At 51.0% G+C, this 25860-nt stretch carries 27 protein-coding genes and 1 riboswitch; of the genes, 2 read left to right on the top strand and 25 right to left on the bottom strand.

All coding sequences use genetic code 11. From position 1 onward, the window contains the following. Window positions 1-15 precede the first annotated feature (15 nt). The 13 genes from der to ACTL32_RS12575 all read right to left on the bottom strand — a co-directional run bounded on the left by der (window position 16) and on the right by ACTL32_RS12575 (window position 12834). Window positions 16-1326, bottom strand: coding sequence for a ribosome biogenesis GTPase Der (gene der / locus ACTL32_RS12635; protein ID WP_441341812.1), 1311 nt, complete (start codon window positions 1324-1326; stop codon window positions 16-18). A gap of 93 nt (window positions 1327-1419) precedes the next feature. Then, window positions 1420-2475: a type 2 isopentenyl-diphosphate Delta-isomerase gene (gene fni, locus ACTL32_RS12630; RefSeq protein ID WP_441341811.1), complete on the bottom strand. Its 1056-nt coding sequence runs from the start codon at window positions 2473-2475 to the stop codon at window positions 1420-1422. After that, entirely contained in the window at window positions 2476-3621 is a 1146-nt protein-coding gene (rpsA, locus tag ACTL32_RS12625; protein ID WP_441341810.1) for a 30S ribosomal protein S1, read from the bottom strand. 72 nt (window positions 3622-3693) lie between these two features. Continuing rightward, window positions 3694-4281 carry a lysophospholipid acyltransferase family protein gene (locus ACTL32_RS12620; RefSeq protein WP_441341809.1) on the bottom strand — a complete coding sequence of 196 codons (588 nt, stop codon included), beginning with the start codon at window positions 4279-4281 and terminating at the stop codon, window positions 3694-3696. Window position 4282: 1 nt separating this feature from the next. Next, on the bottom strand, window positions 4283-4957 hold the full coding sequence (cmk, locus tag ACTL32_RS12615; RefSeq protein ID WP_441341808.1) for a (d)CMP kinase: 675 nt from the start codon (window positions 4955-4957) through the stop codon (window positions 4283-4285). 133 nt (window positions 4958-5090) lie between these two features. Continuing rightward, window positions 5091-5771, bottom strand: a complete 681-nt coding sequence (prsW, locus tag ACTL32_RS12610) for a glutamic-type intramembrane protease PrsW (protein WP_441341807.1) — start codon at window positions 5769-5771, stop codon at window positions 5091-5093. A 104-nt stretch (window positions 5772-5875) separates the two neighbouring features. Beyond that, window positions 5876-6850 carry an asparaginase gene (locus tag ACTL32_RS12605; protein WP_441341806.1) on the bottom strand — a complete coding sequence of 325 codons (975 nt, stop codon included), beginning with the start codon at window positions 6848-6850 and terminating at the stop codon, window positions 5876-5878. Between the two features lie 116 nt (window positions 6851-6966). Then, window positions 6967-7941, bottom strand: a complete 975-nt coding sequence (locus ACTL32_RS12600; RefSeq protein ID WP_441341805.1) for a YpdA family putative bacillithiol disulfide reductase — start codon at window positions 7939-7941, stop codon at window positions 6967-6969. A 72-nt stretch (window positions 7942-8013) separates the two neighbouring features. Next, window positions 8014-8769 (bottom strand): metallophosphoesterase, encoded by a 756-nt coding sequence (locus tag ACTL32_RS12595; RefSeq protein ID WP_441341804.1) that lies wholly within the window; start codon window positions 8767-8769, stop codon window positions 8014-8016. A gap of 74 nt (window positions 8770-8843) precedes the next feature. Next, window positions 8844-9473: a CBS domain-containing protein gene (locus tag ACTL32_RS12590; RefSeq protein ID WP_441341803.1), complete on the bottom strand. Its 630-nt coding sequence runs from the start codon at window positions 9471-9473 to the stop codon at window positions 8844-8846. A 70-nt stretch (window positions 9474-9543) separates the two neighbouring features. Then, complete coding sequence (locus ACTL32_RS12585) at window positions 9544-10305, bottom strand: LysM peptidoglycan-binding domain-containing protein (RefSeq protein WP_441341802.1); 762 nt, start codon at window positions 10303-10305, stop codon at window positions 9544-9546. A gap of 76 nt (window positions 10306-10381) precedes the next feature. After that, window positions 10382-11812 carry a RecQ family ATP-dependent DNA helicase gene (locus ACTL32_RS12580; RefSeq protein ID WP_441341801.1) on the bottom strand — a complete coding sequence of 477 codons (1431 nt, stop codon included), beginning with the start codon at window positions 11810-11812 and terminating at the stop codon, window positions 10382-10384. Continuing rightward, the gene (locus tag ACTL32_RS12575) at window positions 11809-12834 is read right to left on the bottom strand and encodes a helix-turn-helix domain-containing protein (RefSeq protein ID WP_441341800.1); all 1026 of its coding nucleotides are present in this window, start codon (window positions 12832-12834) and stop codon (window positions 11809-11811) included. The genes ACTL32_RS12580 and ACTL32_RS12575 overlap by 4 nt, the downstream gene beginning before the upstream one ends. Before the next feature lie 106 nt (window positions 12835-12940). Here ACTL32_RS12575 and ACTL32_RS12570 point away from each other — a divergent pair, with 106 nt between their 5' ends. Continuing rightward, complete coding sequence (locus tag ACTL32_RS12570; RefSeq protein ID WP_204892359.1) at window positions 12941-13192, top strand: ferredoxin; 252 nt, start codon at window positions 12941-12943, stop codon at window positions 13190-13192. Window positions 13193-13252: 60 nt separating this feature from the next. Here ACTL32_RS12570 and ACTL32_RS12565 read toward each other — a convergent pair whose 3' ends face one another. The 11 genes from ACTL32_RS12565 to ACTL32_RS12515 form a co-directional block, all read right to left on the bottom strand. Then, on the bottom strand, window positions 13253-13837 hold the full coding sequence (locus ACTL32_RS12565) for an ECF transporter S component (RefSeq protein WP_204892360.1): 585 nt from the start codon (window positions 13835-13837) through the stop codon (window positions 13253-13255). 144 nt (window positions 13838-13981) lie between these two features. Further along, window positions 13982-14116: riboswitch (FMN riboswitch) on the bottom strand. A 328-nt stretch (window positions 14117-14444) separates the two neighbouring features. Then, entirely contained in the window at window positions 14445-15650 is a 1206-nt protein-coding gene (locus tag ACTL32_RS12560) for a GerMN domain-containing protein (protein ID WP_441341799.1), read from the bottom strand. Then, the gene (sigX, locus tag ACTL32_RS12555; RefSeq protein ID WP_441341798.1) at window positions 15640-16173 is read right to left on the bottom strand and encodes an RNA polymerase sigma factor SigX; all 534 of its coding nucleotides are present in this window, start codon (window positions 16171-16173) and stop codon (window positions 15640-15642) included. The genes ACTL32_RS12560 and sigX overlap by 11 nt, the downstream gene beginning before the upstream one ends. Window positions 16174-16217: 44 nt before the next feature. Further along, entirely contained in the window at window positions 16218-17999 is a 1782-nt protein-coding gene (locus ACTL32_RS12550; RefSeq protein ID WP_441341797.1) for an ATP-binding protein, read from the bottom strand. Continuing rightward, window positions 17992-18708 (bottom strand): response regulator transcription factor, encoded by a 717-nt coding sequence (locus ACTL32_RS12545; RefSeq protein WP_204892365.1) that lies wholly within the window; start codon window positions 18706-18708, stop codon window positions 17992-17994. The genes ACTL32_RS12550 and ACTL32_RS12545 overlap by 8 nt, the downstream gene beginning before the upstream one ends. Before the next feature lie 197 nt (window positions 18709-18905). Next, window positions 18906-20090, bottom strand: coding sequence for a c-type cytochrome biogenesis protein CcsB (ccsB, locus tag ACTL32_RS12540; protein ID WP_441341796.1), 1185 nt, complete (start codon window positions 20088-20090; stop codon window positions 18906-18908). Next, window positions 20087-21742, bottom strand: a complete 1656-nt coding sequence (resB, locus tag ACTL32_RS12535; RefSeq protein WP_441341795.1) for a cytochrome c biogenesis protein ResB — start codon at window positions 21740-21742, stop codon at window positions 20087-20089. The genes ccsB and resB overlap by 4 nt, the downstream gene beginning before the upstream one ends. Before the next feature lie 13 nt (window positions 21743-21755). Continuing rightward, the gene (gene resA, locus ACTL32_RS12530; protein WP_441341794.1) at window positions 21756-22304 is read right to left on the bottom strand and encodes a thiol-disulfide oxidoreductase ResA; all 549 of its coding nucleotides are present in this window, start codon (window positions 22302-22304) and stop codon (window positions 21756-21758) included. 90 nt (window positions 22305-22394) lie between these two features. After that, the gene (locus tag ACTL32_RS12525; RefSeq protein WP_204892368.1) at window positions 22395-23126 is read right to left on the bottom strand and encodes a pseudouridine synthase; all 732 of its coding nucleotides are present in this window, start codon (window positions 23124-23126) and stop codon (window positions 22395-22397) included. A gap of 195 nt (window positions 23127-23321) precedes the next feature. Next, complete coding sequence (gene scpB, locus ACTL32_RS12520) at window positions 23322-23909, bottom strand: SMC-Scp complex subunit ScpB (RefSeq protein WP_441341793.1); 588 nt, start codon at window positions 23907-23909, stop codon at window positions 23322-23324. Continuing rightward, window positions 23887-24660 (bottom strand): segregation/condensation protein A, encoded by a 774-nt coding sequence (locus ACTL32_RS12515; protein ID WP_441341792.1) that lies wholly within the window; start codon window positions 24658-24660, stop codon window positions 23887-23889. Before ACTL32_RS12515 ends, scpB begins: the two co-directional genes overlap by 23 nt. A 79-nt stretch (window positions 24661-24739) precedes the next feature. Between ACTL32_RS12515 and ACTL32_RS12510 the strand changes: the two genes are divergently transcribed. Continuing rightward, entirely contained in the window at window positions 24740-25246 is a 507-nt protein-coding gene (locus ACTL32_RS12510) for a DUF309 domain-containing protein (RefSeq protein ID WP_441341791.1), read from the top strand. A 150-nt stretch (window positions 25247-25396) separates the two neighbouring features. Here the strand turns inward: ACTL32_RS12510 and ACTL32_RS12505 are convergent, their stop codons facing one another. Then, on the bottom strand, window positions 25397-25756 hold the full coding sequence (locus ACTL32_RS12505) for a GNAT family N-acetyltransferase (protein WP_441341790.1): 360 nt from the start codon (window positions 25754-25756) through the stop codon (window positions 25397-25399). Window positions 25757-25860: the final 104 nt, after the last annotated feature.

Genomic DNA, 25860 nt, shown 5'->3' with positions numbered 1-25860 from the left:
CCTCCTTAAAAGCAATTACGTACGTGCGCGTGTAATCAGCCGGATCGGCGTGCCTTCAAAATCAAAGCTCTCCCGGATCCGGTTTTGCAGGAACCTCTCATAGCTGAAGTGCATAAGTTCCGGTTCGTTGACGAACACCACAAACGTAGGCGGCTTGACAGCCACTTGCGTCGCATAATACAGGCGCAGCCGGCGCCCTTTGTCTGTCGGTGCCGGGTTCATCGCCACGGCATCTTCGATCACTTCGTTCAAGATGCTTGATTGGATGCGGCGCGAATGGTTGTCGTTCACTTTGTTGACGATTTCGAAAATATCGTTGACGCGCTTGCCGCTGACGGCAGAAACGAAGATGATCGGCGCATAGTCCAGGAACAGGAAATGTTCCCGGATATTCCGCGTGAAAACATTCATCGTTTTTTCGTCTTTTTCGATCGCGTCCCATTTATTGACGACAATAATGACAGCTTTGCCGGCTTCGTGTGCATACCCGGCAATTTTTTTGTCCTGCTCCTGGATGCCTTCTTCCGCATTCAGGACCACTAAAACAACGTCGGAGCGTTCGATGGCGCGAAGGGCGCGCAAGACACTGTATTTTTCAGTCGTCTCGTAAACTTTCCCTTTTTTGCGCATTCCCGCTGTATCGATGATGACGTATGGCTGGCCATCATAATCGTATTGCGTATCGATGGCGTCGCGGGTAGTTCCGGCGATATCGCTGACAATAACCCGCTCTTCACCCAAGAATGAATTGACAAGCGAAGATTTGCCGACATTCGGCCGGCCGATCAATGAAAACTTGATGACGTCGTCCGGATATTCCTCTTCTTCGTCTTTCGGGAAATTCTTCGCCACTTCATCAAGAAGGTCGCCAAGCCCGAGACCGTGTGAGCCGGAAATCGGGAATGGTTCGCCGATGCCGAGCGTATAGAAATCATAGACCATGTGGCGCATATCCGGGTTGTCGATTTTATTGACTGCCAGAATAACAGGCTTTTTGGTGCGGTAAAGAATTTTCGCCACTTGCTCATCCTGCGAAGTTACGCCGTCCCGGCCGTTGACCAGGAAGATGATGACGTCCGCTTCGTCCATCGCAATTTCAGCTTGCTGGCGGATCTGTTCCAGGAAAGGCTCATCGCTTAAATCGATGCCCCCTGTATCAATAATGTTAAATTCATGCGTCAGCCAATCTGCTGAACTGTAGATGCGGTCACGCGTAACACCTGGAATATCTTCCACGATGGATACCCGTTCCCCGACCACGCGATTGAAAATCGTGGACTTCCCTACATTCGGCCGGCCGACAATTGCTACTACCGGTTTTGACATAATAAATTCATCCTTCCACTTCTGATATTCCCATTATACACGAAAAAGGCGATGGCATCTTGTAAATGTCCATCACCTCAAAAGGTGTAATTTTCAGTTTTTCGGCCGGTTGGCAAACGCTCTAGGGTCGTACCCCCGCATTTCAAGATAATGGTGCAGCTCCCCTGAGATGATCGCCGGACAATTCCGCAGCCCCGCAAGCTCTTTTTTGCCCAGCGCTGTCAGCATCATCCGCAGGTCCTCTTCCAGCCAACGGATCTCTTCGATCAGCCGGCCTTCCCCTTCGTCGACCGCCGCTTTCAGGAAAGAGCCGGCCAGCCCTGCGGCATCTGCGCCCAGTACAAAGGATTTGATGATATCCTGCGCACTCTGGATGCCGCCGGAAGCAAGCACCGTGCCTGGAAAGACGCTCCGCGCTTCAACGATCGCCGCTGCAGTCGGCACACCCCATTCCTGGAAGAAGGCAAGCTTGCGTGCTCGGCGCTCGTTCTCAATCGCTGCGAAATTCGTGCCGCCGTACCCTCCGACGTCCACTGCCGCAATGCCGGTCCCTGCCAATTGAAGGGCGGCCTCGCGCGAAATGCCGAATCCGGTTTCCTTTACAATGACAGGCACGTCCAGACGATCGGCGATATTGGCAATCCGCTCCAGTGCTCCTTTGAAGTCCCTGTCGCCTTCCGGCATGGTCAGTTCCTGGATGACATTCAAGTGGATTTGAAGCGCGTCCGCGCCGATCATGTCGACAGCCGCCTGTGCCTGGGCGGCAGTGGCTTCGCTGCCCAGGTTCCCGATCAAAAAACCGTCCGGGTTCTCTTTGCGGACGATTTCATAGGAAGCCCGCTCGCTTGGATCTTTTAAAGCTGCCATCTGCGAGCCGACAGCCATTGCAAGGCCGGTTTCTTTGGCCGCCCGGGCGAGCAGCGCGTTCAATTCGAGCGTTCCTGCACCGCCCCCGCCGGTCATGGCATTAATAAAAACAGGTGATTTCAAGTTCAAATCACCTGTTTCAGGCCGGATGCTGGTGTCCTCGAAGCCGATTCCGGGAAGCGCCTGATGGACGAGACGGATATCATCAAACATGGCGCCCCTTCCCTGGCCAGTGGACATTGCAAAACGTATATGGTCCATTTTCCGTTCAGCCCTGGACATTTATTCGGATTTGAACCCTTTTAATTTGTCCCCGATCACGTCGCTGATGGAGAATCCGCTCGATTCCTCCGGCATTTCATAATCGGAATAATCCTGTTCCGCTTCTTTTTCCTGAAGTTCCTTGATGCTGAGCGACAGGCGCTTGTCGGTCTTATTGACATCAAGCACTTTGACCTGTACTTCCTGGCCCTCCGTTAACACTTCATGCGGTGTCGCGATATGCTTGTGCGCAATCTGGGAAATATGCACGAGCCCTTCGACGCCCGGCAGCACTTCTACAAATGCGCCATAGCTGACAAGGCGCTTGACCTTCCCGGTATGGACGGATCCTTTCGGCGCTTTTTCTTCAATCGCATCCCATGGCCCAGGCAATGTATCTTTGATCGACAGCGAGATCCGCTCGGAATCCCGGTCCACTGACAGGACTTTGACTGTGACGTCCTGGCCTTCTTTGACTACGTCCGACACCTTCTCCACATGTTCATGAGACAGCTGGGAAATATGGACAAGCCCGTCCACTCCGCCGATATCGACAAATGCGCCGAATGATGCAATCCGCTGGACTTTGCCTTTCAGGACATCGCCCGGATGGATGGAATCCATCACTTCTTCCTTCTGCGACTCTTTTTCCAATTCGACGACAGCGCGGTGGGAAAGGATCAGGCGGTTGTTCTCCTTTTCCATTTCAACAATCTTGAATGTCATCGTCTTGCCTTTATAATCTTCAAATGATTCAACGAAATAATCTTCCACCAACGAAGCCGGGACAAACCCTCTGACACCCAGGTCTATGACCAGTCCGCCTTTAACGACGTCCTTCACTTCCGCTTCGATGATTTCGCCGGATTCGAACTTCTTCTCCAAATCATCCCATGCCTGTTCGGCATCCACTTTGCGTTTGGACAACACGAAGTTCTCATCTTCGACTTTTGTAATGACCAAGTCCAGGGTGTCGCCTTCCTGAACCGAATCCGATGCTTTTTCGATGTGGAGGCTCGACAATTCACTGATCGGAATAACCCCATCAAAAGGCGCCCCATCAATTGTAACGGTCACTGCTTTTTCTTCGATCTTAAGAACTGTACCTTTTACCCGGTCCCCCACTTGGAAGTCGCGGTTTTCCATCATGTTCATTTCCTCAGACATCAGTAGCCCTCCTTCACAAACTATCCACTTTCTATTTTATTCGAATTCTCTAATAAAAACAAAAATTAACCCTCATTTTTTACTATATTGGTCCAAAAGCGCCTGGATGGAAGCCATGATTTCTTCTGTCACTTCATCAGCTGAAGCTTTCCGCTCACGGAAAGGCTCCATCCGAAGCGGCTCCCCGTAAACCACTTTCACTTTCCGGAACATTTTATACGGGCCGATGATGGCGCACGGAACCACGTCCGCATTGCCCCGGAGCGCGAAAAATCCTGCGCCGCTCAAGCCTTTTTTCAAAACACCGTCGGTCGATCGCGTCCCTTCCGGGAATAACCCGACAACATCGCCGCCTTTGAGGATTTTCAACGCCATCCGCAGCGCTTCGCGGTCGCTCATCCCCCGTTTGACCGGAAAGGCATTCACCTGCGGCAAAATGGGCCCCAGCACCGGAAGCTTGAAGAGCTCCTCTTTAGCCATGAAATGGACTGTGCGGGGAGCCGTCATCCCGACAACTGGCGGGTCGAGTGCGTGAATATGGTTGGCGCATAGGAGAATGCCGCCTTCTTTCGGGAAATTCTCAGCCCCGATCACTTCGAAACGGTAGAGCGGGCTAAGGGCCCCTTTTACCAGTGCTTTGCCGAATGCATAAAGATTCACGTCACTTCAACCTTTCTTTTGCCAATTGCATGATTTTGTCCGCCGCTTCCTGGATCGATAAATTGGTGGTGTCGAGGAAGATGGCATCTTCCGACTGGCGCAGCGGGGAAGATTCCCGTTCACTGTCCATTTTGTCGCGCGTAGCGATTTCCGCCTGCAATTCCTCGATCGGCGTATCGATCCCGCGGTTTTTATTGTCATCAAAGCGGCGGCGTGCCCGTTCTTCGACCGTTGCGGACATGTACACTTTCAGTGCAGCTTCCGGCAGGACATGGGTGCCGATGTCCCGTCCATCCATGACGACGCCCCGGCCTTCAGCGAGCTGGCGCTGGAGTTCCACCATGCGCTCACGAACGAGCGAATGGGCGGCCATTTCCGAAACGGCTTTCGTTACGTGCTGGGTCCGGATCGCTTCCGTCACATCTTCCTTGTCCAAGAAAACAAGCTGCCCGGCCTCCGTCGGCTGCAGATCGATTTCTGTCCGCAGGAGCAGCTCCCCCGCTTCTTCATTGCTGGCCATGTTGATGCCCTCATCCAGCGCTTTCAGCGTGATCGCCCGGTACATCGCACCGGTGTCAATATATGTATACCCTAATTGTTCTGCAACTATTTTTGCAATCGTACTTTTTCCGGCTGCTGCCGGTCCATCGATGGCTATTTGGATTGGATTCGTCAAAAAGTCTCACCTCATAAAGTGTATTGAACTCATTTTACCATAAGGAAAGCGGCCATGCCTACGCACACTCCGGGCGGCCGCATAAAAAAAGCCTTGCGGGCAATGGGGTTTTCCGCACAAAAAAAGCCCGCGCTCAAGGGAGCAGCGAGCTGTTGTCGTGGTAATGGGAAAGCGACAATTGGTGGGCCTGCTTGACTTTCCGCAGGCTGAACCACCAGAGAAAAAGCATGAAAGGGATGACGCTATAGGACCATACTGAATTGCTGTATAAAATTGCATTATACGCCAGATGCAGCAGAAGCGAGCCGAACAGTGCAACCCCAAGCCACTTGCGGCTGCTTTTGCCGTGCGAGAACTTGGCTCTTCCAAGATAATAGCCCATCACCACTCCGAAAAGCGCATGGCTGGATACCGGAAGAAATGCGCGGATAAAGGCCGTTTGCAGGCCGAACTCCAGCAGATAAAGGATGTTCTCCACCGTTGCGAATCCCAGCGAAACACTGGCGCCGTAAAGGATGCCGTCGTATGGATCCTCAAAATCGATGTGCCGGTAAACGGCAATGAGCAGTACAAGCCACTTGAAGAATTCCTCCAACATGCTTGGAAAAAGCACGCTTTTGGTGAACAGGTATTGGAAAACCTGTTCCGCTTCAAAAACATATTGGATAAAGAGAATCGGAAACGTCATGACAGCTCCGTAGATAAAGCATTGGAAGAGCAATTTGGAAGGTTCTTCTGCAAATTCATCGCGCAGATAGAAATAACTGAACAATGCCAAACTCGGAGCAATCGCAACTGTTAGTAGTATGATCATATGATTGCCCCTTCGCTCAGATTCCTTCCATTATACCATGATTTCCCACTTCCAAAAACTCCCGAAAGGCCACGGATTTCCTCCTGCCTTCCCGTTGCTGCCGGCTAGTCCAGTTTTACAAAAGCGTCCGCGCCGACTCCGCTGCTTCGGGAAAGCAGCACCGCCAATTTGATGCGCGCTTTTTTGGAATCGTAATCGCTGCCGAGCAATACGCCTTTTTGCATCAAATCATGTGCACTTCCCGGATACCCGTAGCTCGGGTAAACACGCCCTTCTTCCGCACTGGTTGCCAGAACCACGGCAATTCCTTTTTGGACCGCGCGCTCGATTGCTTCGACCATATGAGGCGAAACTTGTCCGCGGCCTGCCGCTTCAAGCACGATGCCTTTTGTCCGGCCCGCAGCCAGCATATCGATTATGTATCCGTCCTGCCCGGAATGGCATTTGACAATGTCGACCCGCGGCAACTCTTCCGCAACTTCCAGGACTTCGTGGGTGATGGGCTTCTGGTAGACGCTCACGACGTCATTGTCGATGATCCCCAAATAGCCGTGCCCGAATGAATCAAAGCCCTGCAAGTTGCTCGAATGCACTTTTTTGACATAACGGGCGCTGTAGATCCGTTCATTGAAGACAACGACTGTGCCGACGCCGGCAAGCGTCCGGTCGACCGAAACGTAAATGGAATTGCGCAAATTGGAATAGACATCCGTCCCTACATCATCCGGCGAGCGCTGCGATCCTGTCACGACGATTGTTCGGTCGTTCTCAATCGTCAGATCAAGGAAATAGGCCGTTTCTTCGAGCGTGTCTGTGCCGTGCGTCACGACGACCCCGTCCACCGACGGATCCGCGAGTTCGGCCTCGATGGCTTCACGCAGCTTCAGCATTTCATCAAAGCCGATGTGCATGCTGGGCAACTGGAAGACGTCAATTACGTTCACTTCGATTTCTTCCGGCAGCTGGCAAAGCGCTGCAAGCTCCTTCCCGGAAATCGCGCCGGAACGGAGCAGCCCTTTTTCAATTTCCCGGCTGGCAATCGTGCCGCCGGTCGTGATCAATGAAACTTTTTTATTCATAAGATAGCACCCTTTCTATGCTTTTATTTTACACGATTAAGCCCTTGGAAGGAGCCTTTTCTTGCCATAAAAAAACTGCAGGCCGTCCGGAATGCCCGGAAGCGCTGCAGCCATGTTCATCGATCAGCCATATTTTCTTTGGACGCAATCGCTTCGGCAATCAACCCGCCGTGGAAGCGCCCGTTCTCAATGAAGATTTCATTGGCATTGTTGCCGGCGGCAATAACGCCGGCGATAAAGAGGTTATCAACATTCGTTTCCATTGTCGCTTCGTCGTAATGCGGCCGGCCGTTCTCAGGGTCGATCGTAATGCCCATGTCGACCAGAAACTGGTGGTCCGGATGATAGCCGATCATCGCAAAGACAAAATCGTTCGGAATCGTGCATTTCAAATCGTTCACGGTCATCTCCACTTCCATTTCGCCGATTTTGTCGACGATGGAATCGAAGAGCATCGTGATTTCTCCTTTCCGGACGAGGCCGTCGAATTCCGGCAGGATCCACGGTTTGATGCTTTTGGAATAGCTGGTTCCATGATAAGAAACCGTGACCCGGCTCCCGGCTTTATGGAGCTCAAGCGCTGCATCAACCGCCGAGTTTTTGCCGCCGATGATCAGCACGTCCTGATCGAAGAACGGATGTCCTTCTTTGAAGTAATGCATCACTTTCGGCAGGTTCGCCCCTTCTACGTTCAACCGGTTCGGATTATCGTAATACCCTGTTGCTGCAACCACATATTTTGCGGCGTACGTATTTTTGGAGGTTTCCACTGTGAACCCGTCGCCTTTGGTGACTTTCAAAACCTTTTCAAACGGCCGCACATCGATCCCGCTCCGCTTCACCACTTCCCGGTAGTAGACGAGCGCCTGGTTGCGCTTCGCTTTCCGGTCTTCCGTGATGAAAGGGATGTCGCCGATCGACAGCTTCTCGCTGGAACTGAAAAAGGTCTGATGTGTCGGGTAGTGGTAGATGGCATTGACGATATTGCCTTTTTCGATGACTACTGCCCGCATGCCCTTTTTCTGTATATCGATGGCTGCCGCCAGACCGCACGGCCCTCCGCCTATTATCAGTACATCTGTGTTTTCCATAAAACCCTCTCCCAAGTCAGAATCTCTCAGTTAAGCATAGAAGATGCCGGACCGCTGTGGCAATCGTAAAGCTCACGGGCGTTCCGGAGCGATCGTCAAAAGATGGAATTCCGCTTCCGCACCAAGCCGCAGCGGCAGCTTTGTCGTGCCGTAGCCATTGCTGATCAACTGGATGACGCCCCCGCTTTTACAGAGCCGCCCCTTATTATAGATGCCGTAAGGGCCAAAGCGGATCTGGCCCCCATGGGTATGGCCGGCAAGCTGGAAGTCCACCCGACGCTTGCTGTTCACCCGTTCAAAAATAAACGGCGTATGGGAAACGAAAATGACGGTGTCGGTCGCTTCGACTTCTGAAAATGCCTGCTCAATGCCGTTTTTCCGGTAAGCGAAAGGATCGAGTCCGACCAGCTTCAAATGCGGATGGCCGAAAAGTGGAACCGATTCATCCTCCAATACCGTGATTTCATATTTCTTGAAAAGCTGCCGCAATTTCTCTTCATCAACTTCCCGGTCGTTATTGCCCCAGACGAAATAAACGGGCGCATGCCGGCTAAGGACGTTCAAATTCCATTCCACACGCTCCAGCGGCACACCGCCTTCGACCAGATCGCCTCCGATCACAATGACATCCACAGGAAAGCTGCCTATTGAAGCGGGCAGCTTTCTTCGGTGAATATCGGAAATGAACAGCATATCAAACGGCTCGAACGGTTTCTCCGCTTTCAGGATGATCGTGTCGCGCTTAAGATTGTTTTGGAAAGCATTCCGCAACATAAAAAGAAGCAGGCTTGCCGATGCAGCAAGTCCGCCGATAATCACTTTCTTCATAAATACTTCCCTTCCAATGAATAAAGAGGCATAAGCGAAGCTCTGCTCATGCCTCTTTATAAGTTAGTCCATGTTCAATCTTCCGCGATATCCATCACACGGAACCCGGATTTCTCCAGTTCTTTCAAGAAGCGCTCCAAATTGTCCTTTTTCTTGATCTTCAGGACGATTCGGCGGACCAGTTTATCTGTCTCATCGAATGTGACGAGCGAAATCACTGATTCCTTGTACTTCTCAATTATATCAGCTAATCGTCCGATGCGCCCTTCTGATTCCACCGAAGTGAAAGTGATGCGCGTGCCTTCCTGCCTCATGCCGAAAGCACTTTCCAATTGCGTCATGACGTCATAGCGTGTGACGATCCCGAGAAATTCAGTTCCGTCGACGACTGCGATAATCGGAAAATCGTTCAGTTCGACAATCGCTTTCTCAAAAACATCATCAAGTTTGAGGCTGACGTCCTGGTTGACGGCTACTTCCTGGACCTTGATCCCTTTGATGAAGTCCTCTTTGCTCTTACCTGAACGGAAGAACGCCTGGCTGGTATGGTACCACGTAAACATGCCCAGGAATTTGGTGCCGTCGATGACCGGCAATGCGTCAATTCCATGCTTTTCGAGCAATTCGAATCCAGTTTCCACGGTATCGGTCGGTTTTACAGTAAAACATTTTTCTCTTTTAACCATTACACTTTTCACAAACATGCTTTTCACCTCTGCCTTAAACTTTTCCTGCTCTTATAGATTTCGCCACAAACGGGTAGAATTCCTTTTTTTAAGGCAATACCAATGTCGAGCCGACGCTGATTTCGTTCGAGCTCAAGCCGTTCGCCTGTTTGATCTTTTCAACTCCGGCACTTGCTCCGGCAGCTCCGTAATTATTAACGGCAATGCGGTAAAGGGTTTCACCGGCCTGAACCGTATGGGTTTTTGATGGTGTCTGCTTCTCTTCCTGCTCTTTTTTCTTTTCAGCAGCCGCTTGCTCCTGTTTCCGCTTGGCTTCGGCCTGTTCGCGCTCACGCTGAGCCTGCGCTTTGGCAGCAGCTTCTTTTTCAGCTTGCAGCTTTTGGGCCTGCGCTTTTTCTGCAGCTGCCTTTTCAACCGCCGCTTTCTCTGCAGCTGCTTTCTCTGCGGCAGCCTTTTCCGCTTCGGCTTTTTCTGCTTCAGTTTTTTCAGCAGCCTGCTGTTTTGCCGCTTCTTCGTCTGCATCCGGCGCCTGTTCGTCCGACGCCTCCTCATCAGAAGCTACGGGCACTTCCGGGGTTTCAGGAGCCTGAGATTCAAGGCTGACTTCGTTATTGACAGAACTTGCTGTCAGGGTATCGTCCGGTTCGTAAAACGCTGCGACATAAATAAGGATGGTAACCGGGATTAAAATAAAAAGGAAAAATAAGGTTGGCAGCAAAATGCTTCTATTCTTTTTTGGTTTTTCTTTGGTCGTTTTCCGGTAGGCCCTTCTGGAGGGAGCCGAATTGCTGTTGACGGTTATTTCCTGGCGGCCTTTTTCGATGGCTTCACGATAATCTTGGTTTCCCATAGTCGACTGCTCCTATCCTATCTGATAAATCTATTATGCCTAAAACAGACGTCTTTGTAAACGGATTATCGGAAGATTATGCCAGCGGCAATAGTCCATTCAGACGGGTTTGCCAATTATCAATTGTAGATTTATCGTTCTTTGCTTTGCTGATGATAAATTCGGAATAGTCGATACCGTCGTTGCTGCAGCAATTTGCAGGCTTTTTACGCAGTTCTTGTTCAAAGGCAGACAATAGATATTCCCGGAGGCAGCCCTCATAATGGAGAAACTTTTTTATTTTATCGATCTGTTTGAGTTTGCCTCTCTGCAGGCTTTCGATCTGCTGCTGGGTTTCCTCAAGGCTCAGCCGGGACAGCCAGTAAGAGCCGACCCGGTATGCCGTCTCCCGGACAATCCCTTCATCGACCAACCGTCTGGCATCTCCCTGAGCGGCAGCCAGTTCATCGATCTCGCGGCGCGTCGGCAATTCATCCATCACGAGGCTGCCCATGAGCCCTTCATCGCCTTCTGCATAGAGCAATGTCGCCAGTGCGGGTTTTCCATCACGCCCCGCCCGGCCGACTTCCTGGACATAGCCTTCGATCGAAGTCGGCAGCTGGAAATGGATAACATGCCGGATGTCCGCAATATGGACCCCCATGCCGAATGCATTTGTTGAACACACCCAGTCGAGTTCGCCATTCTGAAATTGCTGCTGGACGAAAATGCGATCCTGGTGTTCCATGCCGCCATGGTAAAAGGCTGCCGAAATGCCGAGAGCTGCCAGAACATCAGCCAGCTCCTGCGATTTCCGGCGCGTACCGGTATAAATGATTCCAGGGCCTCCGCTTTTGAGCACGAATTCCTGCAGCCAGTCCTGCTTTTCTTTAGGCGAATGGAAACGTTTGATATCATATGCGATATTCGGCCGGTCCATCGCGTGCTTATAGACAAATGGCTCCTTTAATTGAAGATAGCCTTTGATTTCTTCCGTCACTTTCGCTGTGGCGGTAGCAGTAAGGGCGAGGACCTGCGGATGGCCGATAACGGGAAGGATTTCGGCGATCCGCAAATAATCCGGGCGGAAATCAAAGCCCCACTGGGAAATGCAATGCGCTTCATCGGCGACCAGAAGGGAGATCCGGATGCGCTGGAGCTGTTTTTTGACAAACGGCTGCACCAGCATTTCAGGAGAGACAAAAATGAACCGGTAACTGCCGAGCTGGCTCCAGATTTTCTCTTTCTCTTCCGGCTTCAAAAAGGAATTGATGGCGACGACTGATTTTTCGCCCATTTTCTTCAACTGCGCCACTTGGTCCTGCATCAACGACAGGAGCGGCGATACAATCAGCACGCTCCCCGGAAGCAGATGGGCCGGCAATTGATAGCACATCGATTTGCCCATCCCTGTCGGCAGGAGCGCAATGACATCTTTTCCTTGGAGCACTTGTTCGATGACTTCCCGTTGGCCCGGGCGAAATGTGTCAAATCCGTATGTAGTATAAAGCAATTCTTCTAGTTTCATTTCGGCACCTCCTTGACTGCCAATGCCAGGCGGATCTGAAAATACGTCGCATCCGGCAGGCGGTCTTTGATATCGCGGAGCCGTTTGGTTTTCCGTTCGCTGCTGATCTGCATGATTTGCTTGTATAGATCCGCCGGCACGAATGCAGTGTAGTTGAAAAACGGATCATTCATGGCCAATTCGACAAAATGGTCTTCAATCGTACTCTTTTTCAAGTTCCGGACGGCGGCGATTTCTTCGAGCGACAGTCCTTGTTCAAACAATTTTTCGGTCCGCCGCGTCGAATCCGTCAAAGCGGATTGCTCGATGACCCCTTCGAGGAGCGGCAGGAGGAAAGGAAATTCCCTGGTCTCGAGTACATCGAGCCATGCATGCAACGCTTCAATGACCGCCAATTGGGCATCCAGAGGATGGATCCCTTGGCCCGCCGCAATCTGCGTCCAGGTCAAGCCGCTCAATCCCTTGCCGGACATCCGCTGCATAAGCATCAATTTTTGGCAGTCCGCTATCTCTGCGCGGTCCAGGCTCTCCTCCATTTCCGCCTTGAAGGACCGGACGGTGTCCATTTCCCTGAAGCGGATCGCCTTTAAATAGCGCTTGACCCATCCTTGGACATCTTCGGCATTGTGGACCGGATCGAAATTGAATTCCTGCTGGCTGGTATAGGAAAGCGTTTGGACAATCAGCGATAAGCGCCGGAGGAAAACCGCTTCATTGCCCCGGTACTTCCATCCATTGACGCGGACCGGCGGGATTTCCAGTTCAAAAGCCGCATCTGCCAAATCGATCACTTCCTCGTTTTGGCGAAGCAGGTTCCGCGCAAACAGGCTTTTCACCACGTCGTCATACATCGCCTTTTCAAGTTTCGGCATGACTGCAAAATATGGATATAATTGGTAATAACCGATGTCCTGGATGGTCTGGCCCGATTTCTTCCCTTTAATCAAATGATAAGGCGAAGACAGCGTGCGCTCCAGATTTACCGCTTTCATGATGGAAATTAAAAATGCATCGAATAGCAAGGGGCACCTCCTGACGGTTTTTGGTTGAAAATCCGGGCAAACACCTTTAGAATGAATACGATAGTATAACTGAACTTGTTCGGAGATAAAGGAGAGGAATCAATTTATGGCTAAGTATACCATTGTCGATAAGGATACTTGTATCGCATGTGGCGCTTGCGGAGCTGCAGCACCGGATGTTTATGATTACGACGACGAAGGAATTGCGTTTGTTATTCTAGATGATAACATGGGCACTGAGCAAGTTCCAGACGAACTGGAAGAAGATATGGAAGATGCATTCGAAGGATGCCCGACGGACTCGATCAAAGTCGCGGATGCCCCATTCGATGGCAACCCTCTTAAATACGAAGACTGAAGAACATAAAAAAAGCGTTCAGGAATGCGGATCCGCATTCCTGAACGCTTTTTTTGCTTATCAATGGGATAGGAAATAGCGCTGCTGTTTTTCAATCCATTTATGCAGGCTCGCAAACAGGAGCAATACCACTGCTGTCAGGGCCAGACCTTTGATCAGGTTGAACGGCAGGATTCCCAGAACGATCGTGCCAAAAAGCGCACTTCCTGTTTGGGCAGGCATGTTCAGGAAATAAGTGTACATCGGCAGGAATACCAAATAGTTCAGCAGGCTCATGCCGAGCGCCATCGATACCGTTCCGGCAGCAAGCCCGAACGCCATCCCTTTTTTGTTTGAGAATTTACGGTAAATAGCATAGACCGGCAAAATGAACAAGATGCTTGTCGCAAAGTTTGCCATATGGCCGACCGGCACACCAGTCGGGCTGCCAGCAAACAGCCAGTCCAATACGTTTTTGAAAAATGCCACCAGGATACCGGCAACCGGCCCCATGGTGATTGCAGCGATCAAAGCCGGCACGTCACTGAAATCCACTTTCAGAAATGCAGGCAGCGCCGGAAGCGGAAAGTTGAAAAGCATCAAGATAAACGAAATGCTGCTCAACATCCCAATCGCAATCATCGATTGCAGTTTTTTGTTCTTCATATTCCTCTCTCCTTGTCGTGATTCACCAGAAGAAAGGCTTGGACTATGTGGCCGCATTATAAAACCCTTAAGCGCTAGGCACTTAAGGGAGAAAAGGCACATTTAAAAAGCGTTGCGCCGAAAATCGGCGACACACGTCCGCACCTTCACCTTCTCCCATCCAGACTATACTGTCGGCTTTGGAATCTCACCAAATCCTGCGTTTTACGGCTCGCGGGCTTATGAACCTAAGGCTCAATTACCGCCGGTAGGGAATTGCACCCTGCCCCGAAGATGAATCGATATTTTGTTTTACATCCTAATATTAGTAGAAAAAAGCCTGGTTGTAAACAAGTTTGCTTACAATCAGGCGATCGAAAATACTTCTATAAATTCTCATATGAAAGAAACAAGCTTTTACACCGCTTCGGCTGCTTTGGGCATGGCTCCCGCCATGAGCCGAGAAGGACACCCGTCTCATAGCTTCGCTCAGCCCGTGGACGCGCCGGCGCTGGAGAGACTTTCTTTATAATAGAAACATTCATTTTAAGAAGCAGATTTGCGGAATATCGATTAAGAGACAAGTATTTTATATCTTTCTCAACAAGCTGTTACAACGTGCCTTGCTTTATTTTGATTTCCATTGGGTTTCGTTCGGCGCCAACGGTTCAGGCAGCGGCTCGGACAAGTCGAAGCCTGCCCATTGGTCCTGCTTGGTGTTGTCCACTTGCACCCTTTTGCCGAAGGATTTAGCCGTCAGCGCGAGGCTGTCGAGCAGCCGGTCGGCAGCCGGGCCGGCAAGCGACTCCAAGTCGAATTCGGTTGTGAATTGGACCGTCACCAGTTCGTCTGCTTCCGTGACCGTGATCTCGGAGTCTTCCGGAATCGTCCCCACGTGGAGATCCGACGGTGAAGATTGCAGCGCTTCGATTGCCTCTTTTGCTGAAGCTTCCGGCATGCCGTACGCCGGAACGAGGTAAGTTTCGCCCGCTTCCGTCGTGTGCGCATAATAGACCAAATTGCCTTCCTGTGCATCGATCGGCTCAAGCGGTCCTACCTGGCTGAATTCCACAGGTGTGCCGTCTTCATTCTCGACAACGATCGTTTTCGCATCCTTGAACGTCTCTTTCAGGGAAGCGATATATACCTCGATGCTTGCAGAAGCCTGGTCATATTGATGGTCGCTCGGCAGGACATGCTTCACTGTATCGCCTTCCATGCTGAGGGTACCCAGATAAGGATGATAGTCCGTGAATCCGATCGACTGTTCATCGATTTCACTTGCATATTTATTATAGAGATCGACCGAAGTGGGAGTTGTGTCCGGAAAATCTTCGGCAATCTGCTGATCCGGTATCAGGAATGTCACCGGGATGACCAATGCATTTTCCGTCAGTCCGATGGAAAACGGAGTGAAGCCTTCCTCGTCGCCATCATACACGGCCGTGCGCGAAGATTCCTGATTGTTGATCGTGAATGCATTTTCAGAAGATTCCTCTGAACCGCCTTCCGATTCTTCTGCCGGCGCTTCCCCACCTGCATCGGTTGCAGCCGTGCTTTCCGCATTGGAGCCTTCGGCCGCTTCGTCGCTGCTCGTGCTGAACAGCGCACTGTCCCTGCTGCTCTGGTCCAGAATGGAAGCCACCAGGAAACTGATCGTGATGAAGGCCAAAGCAGCCACCAGATACGGCAGCCAGCGTTTCGGCTGCGATTGGACCGGCGCCTTCTTTTCGAGCCGGCGCTGGACTTCTTCTTTTGATCTGTGGTCCTTGATTGTGGGGAAATCCCGCAACAAATTTTCGATGTGCTCATCGTCCCATTTGTTATTCGGCATTCGCTTCTCCCCCTTCCTGAGCGGATAATTTTTCACGCAATGACTTGATGGCCCGGTGCTGGGTCGTTTTGACCTTTCCTTCGGTCCAGCCCAGCACATCGGCGGTTTCGGCGATGGATAAATCCTGGAAGAAGCGCATGATGATGACCATTTTCTGGTCGCCGGTGCACTCATCCAGCATGCGGTAAAGCTGCACTTTATCTTCGTTCAGCGAGGCGACTTCATCAGGAATCCGCTCTTTGGAGACCAATTGCTGGGTTTCCCAATCAAAATGCTCGAAATTATGCTTTTTCCGTACAGCCGCTTTCCGGAAATGGTCGATCGCCACGTTTTTGGCAATAGAAAAAAGCCAGGTCTTTTCCGAGCTTTTCCCTTCGAACCGGTCGTATGCACGGAATACACGGATGTACACTTCGTGCATCAAGTCTTCAGCCAAATGGCGGTTCTTAACGAGATAAATCAGGAATTGGAATACATCCTGATGATATTCGTCGTACAGGCGGTGGAAAACGGAGTCCTTCATGTACTCCCCCCGTTCTTAGATTAGTCGTATCCGGTCTCAAAAAGTTACATTTTTAATAACGGCAGCAAAAAGATGAACGACGTGCCTTCGCCGACTTTGCTTTCGGCATAAATCTTGCCGCCGTGCGCATTGATGATGCTGCTGGCGATCGCAAGGCCAAGGCCGGTTCCGCCTTTGCCAAGCGTCCGCGCTTTATCCGCTTTGTAGAAGCGTTCGAATACATACTGCAGGTCTTCTTCCGGGATGCCGACTCCGGTATCGTTGATGGAAATCCTTGCGTAGCCTTGCTCCATCGAAACCTTGACCACCACTTGGCCGCCCTCGAGGGTATGGCGGATGGCATTGTCGATCAGGTTGGTCATGACTTGTTCGATCCGGTCCTCGTCGAGTTCCGCCGCAGCCCAGTCGTCCAATTCCGTCTGGAATGAAAGTTCGATGCCTTTCTCTTTTGAAATCGGCAGGAACTTCAGCGTCATCCGTTCGATCACGCCGTTAAGTTGAACCGGTTCTTTGTAAAGGCGCATATGCCCCGATTCCATTCTGGCCAGATTCAGCAGATCGGTCACCAGGCGTCCCATGCGCTGGGATTCTTCATAAATGATTTTCGTCATTTCGCGCCGCTCTTCTTCCGAAGCCCCGACATCGTCCAGAAGCGCTTCGCTATAGCCTTGCAGCATGGCGATCGGCGTCCGGAGTTCGTGCGAAACATTGGCAATGAAATCTTCGCGCAGTTTCTCGAGCTTGTGCTGTTCTGTCATGTTATGAAGAACTGCCACTGCCCCGCGTATCGAATCTCCGCTATAGAGCGGGCTGAACGAGATGGCGTAATAGGCGCCTTCCATTTCCAGCTCTTCTTCAATCTCTTCTTCGAAATCGAGGACGTGCTCCAGCATGTGGATCATTTCCGAAGGCAGCGGCTCCCCGCTTTCCATGCCCCTTTTCAACAGCCATTGCTCCAGCAATTTTTCTGCAGGAGGATTGCTCAAGAGGATGGTCCGGTCCTGATTGAATGTAATGACCGCATCCGCCATCGACGTCAGGATGCTCGACAGCTGCTCTTTGTCCTGGTTGATCACTTCGACATGGTGCTTCAGCTGCTGGCCCATCTGGTTGAATGCGACGGCCAGCTGCCCGATTTCGTCGCTTGACGTCGCTGCCACTTTGGTATCGAATTTCCCTTTTGCCAATTCAAACGCACCTTCCCGCATTTTGCGCAGCGGCAAGGTAATGCGCGTCGACAGGAAAAAGGCAAAAAATGTCGTCAGCAAAAAGGCGATAAATGCCGACAGAAAGACGATGTTCGTCGTCCGCTCAGCGGTCTGGTCCATCACTTCCAGTGACTGATAGATGAATACGGTGCCGTGGACCTGTTCGCCCGTCTGGAGCGGGCTTGCCAGGACGATATACGGCTCCATGCGGTCTTCTTCCGTCAATGAAGGCAGAAGCATTTCCTTCATGACCGTTTCATCGGTTTCGAACACTTTCTGGAACGCTTTTTCGTTGAGGATCTTTTCTCTCAGCTCGTTGCCATTAAGGCCATCGTGTATATAATAGGAAGCTTCTTTAGGAACTTCCGCTATTACGGCATTCGTCTGTGGCCCGAGGATATCCTCCATGATAGCCAAAGAATTTTCAAGTTCTGCATGGTCATTGAAGATGCGGGCGATGGTAGCCGCTTCCCGGTTCAGCGTTTCTTCGACCGCTTCACTGTGGTAATTGCCCAAAAACTCCAAAAGCAGCACTGTCACAATGAACAGGACAAAGGAAACGAGAAGCAATATGGTGATCCATAGCTTCCCGACTACACTTCGTAAAAAATTATTCATTTCCTACCTCGAATTTATAGCCGACTCCCCACACCGTGACAATCATTTTTGCAGCGCTTTCCGAAACGCGGTTCAATTTTTCGCGCAGCCGCTTTACGTGGGTGTCAACTGTGCGCAGGTCCCCGAAAAAGTCGTAATGCCAGACTTCTTTCAGCAGATGTTCGCGGTCAAATACCTTGTCCGGCGATTTTGCCAGGAAATACAGCAATTCGTATTCTTTCGGCGTCAAATTGACTTCGACATTATCCGCTGTGACGCGGTGGGCATCATGGTCGATCGTCAGGTGCGGAAACACGACCAGGTCTTTGGAAACCGTCGATTTGGCGACAGGCGAATAAGCCGATGACCGGCGCAGGATCGCTTTGACGCGCAGCACGACTTCGCGCGGGCTGAACGGTTTGACGATGTAATCATCGGCTCCGGATTCAAACCCTTGGACACGGTTGGCTTCTTCGCCTTTTGCGGTCAGCATGATGATCGGCGTCATCTTGGTTTCGCGCAGCTCCGTCGCCACTTCAATGCCGTCTTTTTCCGGCATCATCAAATCGAGCAGGATACAGTGGTAATCTTTTTCTATTGCCATTTCCAGCGCCTGGGTGCCGTTTTCAGCTTCTTCCACCAGGTAGCCTTCGCGTTCTAGATACATTTTCAGCAATCTGCGGATTCTTTCCTCATCGTCCACAACTAGGACTGTGATTTCCTCTGACATCTTAACCCCTCCAACTTTTTCTCTCGGTTTCATTGTACCGTCTACCTACTTAAAAATAAATAAAAAGCCTTTTCCACTAGCTGAAAAGGCTTAGGTTGCATTGACCGGCCCGCAGCTTTTCCGGAATCATCGGAAACTGGCATAACTCGCCTTATAAGGCAAAAGCCCTTTCCGTTTCCGGAAAAGGCTTTTGGAGTTTAAGCGTATGAGTGCAGCCCTGCAATGATCAAGTTGACTGCCACCAGGTTGAACATGATGATCGCGAAGCCGACCACGCCGAGCCAAGCGGATTTCTCCCCCTGCCAGCCTTTCCCAAGGCGCAGATGCAGGTAGGCGGCGTAGAAAAGCCATGTGACCAATGCCCATACTTCTTTCGGATCCCAGCCCCAGAAGCGGGACCAGGCAATCTGTGCCCAGATCATGGCGAAAATCAGCGCCCCCAGTGAAAACAGCGGGAAGCCGATGATGACGGCCCGGTAGCCGATTTCATCCATGAGCTGCAAATTGACGTTTTTGACAAAAGGCTTGAAAATTGCGGCAATCCTTTTGCGCGCCACCAAACGGATCAGCCAGTAGAGCACTGTCCCCACAAGGAAGGACCACGCGACCGTCGTCAGTTTGCTGGCGTTGACAACTGCCGGCGTTTCTGCCAGCGGCGTCATGGTGCCTTCGGTCAATTGAGTGTATTCATTCATGCCGAAGATCGGCGGCATTTTATACGTGATTGCGGCTTCAGCGCCGTCTTTATCCACGTAACTGAATTCGGCTTCATAGCCGGTCGCCGTGAAATACGTGCTGGCGATGACAAAGCCCATCACCACAACAAGCGAGTACATGATGGCTTCAAGCCAGAAGCGCTGCTTCGACTTTTTCGTCATATCCACTTCTTTCAGCAGAAAGGCCAAACCGGCAGCCGCGCTGATGGCGAGGATTCCTTCTGCGATTACGACGGTGCTGACATGGATTGCCAGCCAATTTGATTGGAGCGCCGGGATGAGCGGGCTCACTTCGCTCGGGAACATGCTGGCGAACGCAATGATCAGCAATGCGATCGGCAGGACGATCATTCCCACCACTGGCGTTTTATATAAGGCATAAATGATGATAAATCCGCCGACAAGCGTCATGCCGAATGCCGTCGTGAATTCGAACATATTGCTGAGCGGTGCATGTCCGGTTGCGCCCCAGCGGGTAAAGAAATACCCAAGGTTTGCCAGGAAGCCGAGGACTGTGATCGCATATGCGATTTTCCCCCACCGGCCTTCCGATTTGAACGAACCGGATTTATTGCCTTTTACCGCTCCACCGAAAACGAAAGTCGCAATCAGGTAGGCGATAAAGGCCACGTATAATAAATTCGCGCTAATGTCAGCTAAACTCATGACGTCAGTTCACCTTCCTTTTTCTCCAGTTTTTCCATTGCTTCCTGTTGGTCCCGATAGGCAGGAAGCGCCGCATATTCGGTTACCTGATCCAGGTCTTTCTTCAAGCCGAACCAGTTCTTATTGGTATGTCCGGCGAGCATGATGCCGCCGTCCGCTTTTTGCTGGATCCAGAATCGGCGGTGGTTGAAGTACATCCCTTGTGCGACCCCGATCATGAATATCAGGCCGCCCAAGCCCAAGATCGGCAATGTGCGGTCCTTGCGGATGGTCAAACCGGAAACATCGCGCGTTTCCGCGCTTTGGAAGGCCAGTTTGTACTGGTTATCCCCAAACGGCTCCACTGTGTTCTGGATGGTGATAAAGCTGGTTTCCCCTTCCGGCGTCTCCGGGGTGGTCATTTCCACCAACAGTCCGGGATTGTTCGGAAGCGGCGTAGCCGTCTGCGGTTCACCATTTTCGAAGCCGGAGAAATCCGGATAATAGCCGAGCAATTTGACTTTGCTGCCATTTTCCAATTCATATTCTTTGTCCGGATTGACCAGATCAACCGTCAAATCGCCGAACGTTTCTTCCGTTTCCTTGTTCAACAAAGAAAATGTCATCGATTTCAATTCGTTCTGTTTGAAATCCATCTGATAAACCGCATAGCCGTCGAATTTCAACGGTTCGTTGACGCGGATCGGATACTCTTTCACTTTTTCCATATCCGTTGCCCCAGGCAGGCTGTCTTCAGGCTTTTTATAGAGGACAATGTCCGTCTGGTAGTTTTTCGCGACAGACCCTACGCGGTCCAGCGCTTCACCGAACTTCGCCTCTTCATCTTCGCCTGTGTAATTTTCGACGACAAACCCTTTGTTCTCGAGGGAATAGCCGGGAGCTTCCGGAATCGCACGGGTTTCGCCTTCGCGCAGCCAGAGCGTTTCATCAACATAGAACCCCGGCATCATGCGAAGCATGACACCGAACAGGAAGATGATCAATCCGATATGGTTGACGTAAGGGCCCCAACGGGAAAAGCGGCCCTTCTCTGCAAGAAGCCCGTTTTTATCGGTCGTGACATTGTACTTCAATTCTTTTAATTTTTCTTCAGCCAACTTCATGGTATCCGCTGAAGCGGGCCCTTCCGCGAAGATGCGCTGTTTGTTCATGAAACTGGCATGCCGAAGCACGCGCTGGTTTTTCAATGAACGGTAAAGCGGCACAAAGCGGTCCAAACTTGCGACAATAAGCGAAATCGCGAGCATGCCGACAAGGATAATGAACCACACGGATCCGTAGAGGTCATGGAAGCCAAGGAAATGATAGACTTTCCCGATGCTTCCATAGACATCCGAATAATAAGCTTCAATCGTTTCAGGTGTTCTGACCGGCACATCGACGTATTCTTCCTGCGGCAGAATGGTGCCGATGGCTGCTGCTACGAGAAGCACGATGATAATGCTGACGCCGACTTTTACGCTGGAGAAGAAATTCCAGATCTTGTCGACGATCGATTTGTTATAAGTTTGCGACCTTCTCGCCGTTCCCTCGTAGCGCATATCGACGAGTTTGCTGTTTTGTTCTTTTTCAGTCAAAGACCGCCCGCACGATTCACAAAGAACAGTTCCGGGCGGATTCATATGGCCGCACTTGCATTGCATTTTCTCCATCCGAAAAAACTCCTTATTCAGGTTTGATTGATTCCATATAGCCTTGGATGTCTTGTTCTGTCATCTCACCCGTTATGATGCGTTCGATATTGCCTTCCGGGTTCACGAGAACCGTGGTCGGCAGCGGACGGATGTTATAGGCGGTCATGACGTCTTTGGTCTTATCGATGACGACAGGGAACGTGAGGCCGTACTGGTCGGCGAAACTCTTCACTTCGAAATCCGATTGGGCGATGTTCACGGCAAGCACTTGCACGCCTTTGTCCTTGTAGTCGGCATACTGGCTGGCCATAGCCGGCATCTCTTCCTTGCACGGCTCACACCAAGTGCCCCAGAAATTCAGGAAGACGCCTTGCCCTTTATAATCGGACAATTTGTGCTGGTTCCCTTGCAAATCGGTGAGCGAGAAGTTCGGCGCTTCGTCGCCCGGCTCCAGGATCGTCACGTCTTTAGCCGTGACGCTATTGTAGATGGTATAAACGATCGCCGCAATCAGCACCAATAGAATGGCAGAGCGCATGATCAGACGGTTTTGTTTTTTCTTGTTTTTTTTCTCGTTCAATGTACTTCCTCCTTCGAGGTCTGGATGCAAATCCAATTATAGCAAAGTTTCCGAGGCGAAAAAAAACCACATTTGAAGGGTTTGTGAACGTTAAACCCGCTTCCCGGTTTCAGCCATGACGCGGAGAAGCTTGACTTCATGCGCTGATAATTCCCGCGATTCGCCGGCATTCAGCCCTTTCAAGGTTAAGAAAGCGAACTGCTCGCGGCTCAGTTTCTGCACCGGGAACCCGATGGCATCGAACATTCTGCGCACTTGCCGGTTGCGGCCTTCGTGGATGGTGATCTGGACGATCGCTTTGCCGGTTTTCTTATCGCCCGACAGCAGCTTCACTTTTGCCGGCGCGGTCATGCCGTCTTCCAGTTTGATGCCGCGTTCCAGCTTCTTCAGATCCTCTTTTGTCGGGATCCCTTTCAAGCGGGCCACATACGTCTTGTCGATTTCAAATTTCGGATGCGTCAGCAAATTGGCGAATTCGCCGTCATTGGTCATGATCAACAAGCCCGACGTGTCGTAATCCAGACGGCCGACCGGGTAGATCCGTTTTTCGATATCGCTGAAGAAATCCGTCACCACTTTGCGGTTTTTATCGTCCGTAACGGCCGAAATGACGCCGCGCGGCTTGTAGAGGAGATAATAGACTTTCTGTTCTTTCTCCAATTGGACCCCTTCGACTTCAATCGTATCGTTCTGGGTTACTTTCGTGCCTAGTTCCTTGACCACTTTCCCGTTGACTCTGACTTTCCCATCCAATATTAACTGCTCCGACTTGCGTCGGGATGCTACACCTGCATGCGCAAGCATTTTCTGTAATCTCTCCATAAGTTCACCTCATTGATAGTTTTGCTGGAAAGCAGCAGTACCGCCAAACAGGCAGCTGCTGCCTCCCATAGAAAAGCGGAAGCGCGATTGCTGTAAACATTCTTGTATCCGTTCGTCTCTCTCGGAATTATGTCACATTTTCGCAAAAAGAGAAAGAAGACTGTTTGGCATCCACAGTCTTCTTCCACAGGCTTTTTAAACTTCAACTTCCTCTTTGAATGTTTCCTGGAATTTCGTCATGAACAGATCTGTCTCTTCCTCATCTGCCGCCTCTTCCTCCGGCAACGGCGGAAGTTCGCCCAGATCCTTCAAACCGAAATAGTCTAGGAATTCCATCGTTGTGCCGTAAAGGATGGCGCGTCCGGCGCCTTCCGCCCGGCCGGTTTCCTGGATCAACCCTTTAGCCGCAAGGGTATGAAGCGGCTTTTCGCTCTTCACCCCGCGGAGGTCTTCAACTTCAAGGCGCGTGATCGGCTGCTTGTATGCAACAATCGCCAGCACTTCCAGCGAGGCTTGCGAAAGGGCCTGGGGGGTCGGATTCTCCACCAGCTTCTGGATCGTCTCCGCCATTTCCGGCTTGGTCACCAGCTGATAAACCCCTGCCAATTCCTTCAGCATAATGCCGGTTTCCGGGCTTGAATATTTCTGTGTCAAACTATCGACACTTGCTGATATCTCGTGTGCTTCCGCTTCCGTCAAAAATTGGAGCTGGCTCATTGTCAGCCCGTCATCTCCTGCGACAAACAATAACGCTTCTATTTTACTCGAAAGAGTCGTCATCATAATCCCACGTCTCCTTTTTCAGTTCCACCATCAGGTCGGTGAAATTTTTCTCCTGCTCCACTCCGATCACTTGGCGCTTCATCAGCTCCAGGACCGACAGGAACGACACCACCAACACGGTCCGGTCGTCCGAAGGAAACAGCTCAGTGAATTTCGTTCGCCCTTTATTGGCTTTCAGCCGGCCGACAATGGACGTCATCTGGTCTTTGATCGAAACTTCCTGCCTCGCCACCCGGGCAGCAAGCGGCGCCTTCAGCTGTTTGCGGCGCAGCATCTTCTGGAAGGCGCCGAGCATGTCGTAGGCATTGACCTCCAAGTCAATGTTTTCTGGAGGGGCAGCAGTCTGCAGATCGGTCAAATCCATCGGGGCTTTTGTGTAGATCGCCGAGCGGTGCGATTCCATTTCCTTCAGGGCAAGTGAAGCATCCTTGAATTTGCGGTATTCCACAAGCCGCGATACAAGCTCCTCACGCGGGTCCTGTTCGTCGAATTCGAAGGAGATATCGTCCATATCGCCTTCGTGGACCGGCAGCAGCATTTTGCTCTTGATCGCAAGGAGCGTTGCCGCCATGACGAGGTATTCGCTCGCTTCGTTCAGTTCCAGCACTTGCAGTGCGCGGATATGTTCCATATACTGTGTAGTGATTTGAGAAACCGGTATATCGTAAATATCAATTTCCAAACGGTGTATTAAGTGCAATAATAAATCTAGCGGGCCTTCAAAAGCCTCTACTTTCACTTCGTATGACATGATTCGCCACCTGACTGTATATTTGACTCGCAATCCAAAAAGAAACCATTCACTTTATTATAGTAGAAAGGGGTTCAAAATGCACCCACTCCAACACAAGCTCTTTATCCAATACATTATTCATTTCAATATAGAGAAGGATTATTTTGAATGCCATGAAGTCGGCGAGGAGTATTGGAAGGCACTGGCACCGAAAGACAAGATGCACCCCTTGACCGGCTGGATCCAAGTGGCTGTCGGCATGTATCACTGGAGAAGGAGCAATTATCCGGGGGCACTCCGCTCGTTCATCCGCTCCAAGGCCAAACTGTCGGATGCCGGCATTTGGGTGGAGGGCTTCGACCGCTCGGAACTCATCGATCAGATTTCCTGCGCCATCAAGGCCGTAACCGAACGAAAACCTTTCCAGCCGTTTCAGCTGCCTGTCATTTCCAAGGAACTGCAGGAAAGCGTTGCGGCATATATGCTTGAGCACCCGTTAAAAGAGCAGGACCCGCATTTCATCATGCATAAGCACCGGCTGCGCGACCGCTCTTCGATCATCAATCTGCGCGAGCAGCGGAAAAAGCGCAATTTGGAACTCTAATAAAAAGCCTGCTTCGAAAGTTGCAAAAGCAGCGCCCCTTTTTTCGGGGACGCTGTTTTCTTTTGGCTGCTGCCAACGCAACATCATTATATTTATATAACATAAAAAAGAGTGCCGAAACCCGGCACTCTTTCATAAGTTTTTGCAGGATCAAATTTGCGCTTTTTTCTCTAGGCACTTCTGTATAAACGCCGCTGTTTCATCTGTTGTGCGCATTTCTTTGCCCTGCATAATCTGCTGGATCTTCTCGATCATCGCCTGTCCGACGCCTTCCCCGCGATGGGAAGGGTTGACCGACACATGATGGAGCGTGAAGAAGTCGTCGCCGACTTCCACTCCGAGGAGCCCGACAAAATCATCGTCTGTTTTCCAAAGGAACAATTGCCAATCAGGATTTTCTTCGTAAATATGCATCGTCTGCTGCAATTTTTTCAGCTCTCGCTCTTTAGGCATGAACGAGAGAAGCCCCATTGCGATTTTCTCAAAAGATTTCTTATATCTGAATAACATATTCAATCCCTCATTTTCGTCTTTAAGCGGCTTTTTCCATCCTACTATAGATCGGGAAATAACTCAAGTTTGCCGGAGCCGCCCCTACATCACGTTTTCGGCGA

This window comes from Planococcus sp. FY231025, from assembly GCF_052078085.1.
In the GTDB taxonomy this organism is placed as follows: domain Bacteria; phylum Bacillota; class Bacilli; order Bacillales_A; family Planococcaceae; genus Planococcus.
Note: the sequence above shows the minus strand (reverse complement) of the source record. Positions and strands in the feature narration are given on the sequence as shown.